Annotated in this window: 3 protein-coding genes; all 3 read left to right on the top strand. The window is 68.9% G+C overall.

The window, feature by feature from the left end:
* The first annotated feature begins 196 nt into the window (after positions 1-196).
* Positions 197-664: a peptide-methionine (R)-S-oxide reductase MsrB gene (gene msrB, locus VIB55_RS03380; protein WP_349262985.1), complete on the top strand. Its 468-nt coding sequence runs from the start codon at positions 197-199 to the stop codon at positions 662-664.
* A complete protein-coding gene (gene msrA / locus VIB55_RS03375) occupies positions 661-1,176 on the top strand; it encodes a peptide-methionine (S)-S-oxide reductase MsrA (protein WP_331875256.1) in 516 nt (171 codons plus the stop codon). The genes msrB and msrA overlap by 4 nt, the downstream gene beginning before the upstream one ends.
* A 294-nt stretch (positions 1,177-1,470) precedes the next feature.
* The coding region (locus VIB55_RS03370; protein WP_331875255.1) for a hypothetical protein at positions 1,471-1,788 on the top strand (318 nt) is incomplete at its 3' end.

Below are 1,788 nucleotides of genomic sequence, written 5' to 3'. Positions count from 1 at the left end.
GATGAACGTCGCCCTCTCCCGCAACGGCATCGTCACGTCGGCGCACGGCAGTGCGCGACCGGTCACGCGAAAATACTACATTGAGCTGTCCACAGTGTCAGGGGTGATGGAGCCGTCGTGGGCGCGTGGCCAGCGGGCCGGATCGGCGACGCGTTCCGCCCCGAGGGGGACGCCCGCAAGCAGCAGGGGAAGGGGCATGAGCCTTCGGTATCGCAGAAGCGAGGAGGCGCTGGAACGCCTGACGCCCGAGCAGCATCAGGTGACCCAGCGTGAGGGCACGGAGCGCCCGTTCACCGGCGAGCACCTGAACAACAAGGCGGCAGGGATCTACGTCGACGTCGTCTCCGGCGAACCGCTTTTCGCGTCCTCGGACAAGTTCGAGAGCGGGACCGGCTGGCCGAGCTTCACGCGACCGATCTTGTGCGGCAACGTGGTCGAGAAGACCGATCTCGGCCGCGGCATGCGCCGCGTCGAAGTGCGCTCCAAGCAGGGCGACAGCCATCTCGTCCACGTCTTCCCGGACGGGCCGCGGGACGCGGGCGGGATGCGCTACTGCATCAACTCCGCCGCGCTCCGGTTCATCCCGCTCGAGGCGATGGAGGCAGAGGGCTACGGCGACCTGTTGCATCTGTTCGACAACGCCAGCAAGGAGACGGCGCGATGAGCGACACCGAGCGGGCCGTCCTGGCCGGCGGCTGCTTCTGGGGCATGCAGGACCTGTTCCGCAAGCTCCCGGGCGTGCGGAAGACGCGGGTCGGCTACACCGGCGGGGACGTGCCGGACGCCACCTACCGCGACCACAAGGGGCATGCGGAGGCCATCGAGATCCTCTTCGACCCGGAGCGAATCAGCTACCGCGACCTGCTGGAGTACTTCTTCCAGATCCACGATCCGACGACCAAGGATCGGCAGGGCAACGACGTGGGATCCTCCTACCGGTCGGAGATCTTCTACACCTCCGAGGCGCAGAAGGCGGAAGCCGAACGGACCATCGCCGACGTGGACGCGTCGGGGCTGTGGCCGGGCAGGGCGGTGACCAAGGTGTCGCCCGCGCGCGAGTTCTGGGAGGCCGAGCCCGAGCACCAAGACTACCTCGAGCGCCTCCCGAGCGGCTACACCTGCCACTTCCCGCGGCCGAACTGGCGGTTGCCCAGGCGCTCCGAGGCGGCGGCGTGACCGCCTTTGAACGGCGTTGGACTCCCTACCCGCTGTCAAGCACTCCGTAGGTGGTCGCGAAGCGCCGCCACCTTGAGCATAGGGCTGTGCTCGCGCCGTCCAGGGCGCCTCGCGCCGGCACGGGGCGCCGGTGCCGCTGAGCGGCATCCCGGACGGTGCTTGCGCGCGGTGCTCGGCAGCAGCGCAGGATTCAGCACGAATCGGAAAAAGCCGCCTGCTCTGGCCAATATGGAACAACGCGAACTGCCGTATCCCCGCAGTGCACATCGCTGGCAACCGAAGGGGAGACACGCCGTGCGTACGACCCTATCCGCCCTGGCCCTCGCCCTCGCCGCGCTCGGCGGTGCCGCCCCGGCCCTGTCCCAGTCGAACGCGCCTGCCCCGCTGCCCATGCAATTCGGGCAGCGCGTCCAGCTCGGCCCGATGATGGGCGAGCGCATCGTGCGCGAGGTGATGATCAGCCAGGGCGGCGGCGGCCTCACCGTGATCTACGACATGGCGCCCGGCCAGCCGGAGTCGAAGCGGGTGGTGCGGCTGGAGAACGTCAACGGCATGCTGGAGGTGATCTACGACGAGGCGATGCCGAGCACGATGGCGCTGGGCAGCGGCGGC

It is taken from the genome of Longimicrobium sp., from assembly GCF_036554565.1.
Classification (GTDB): domain Bacteria; phylum Gemmatimonadota; class Gemmatimonadetes; order Longimicrobiales; family Longimicrobiaceae; genus Longimicrobium.
The sequence above is the reverse complement of the archived record's forward strand: the minus strand, read 5'-3'. Positions and strand labels throughout refer to the sequence as shown.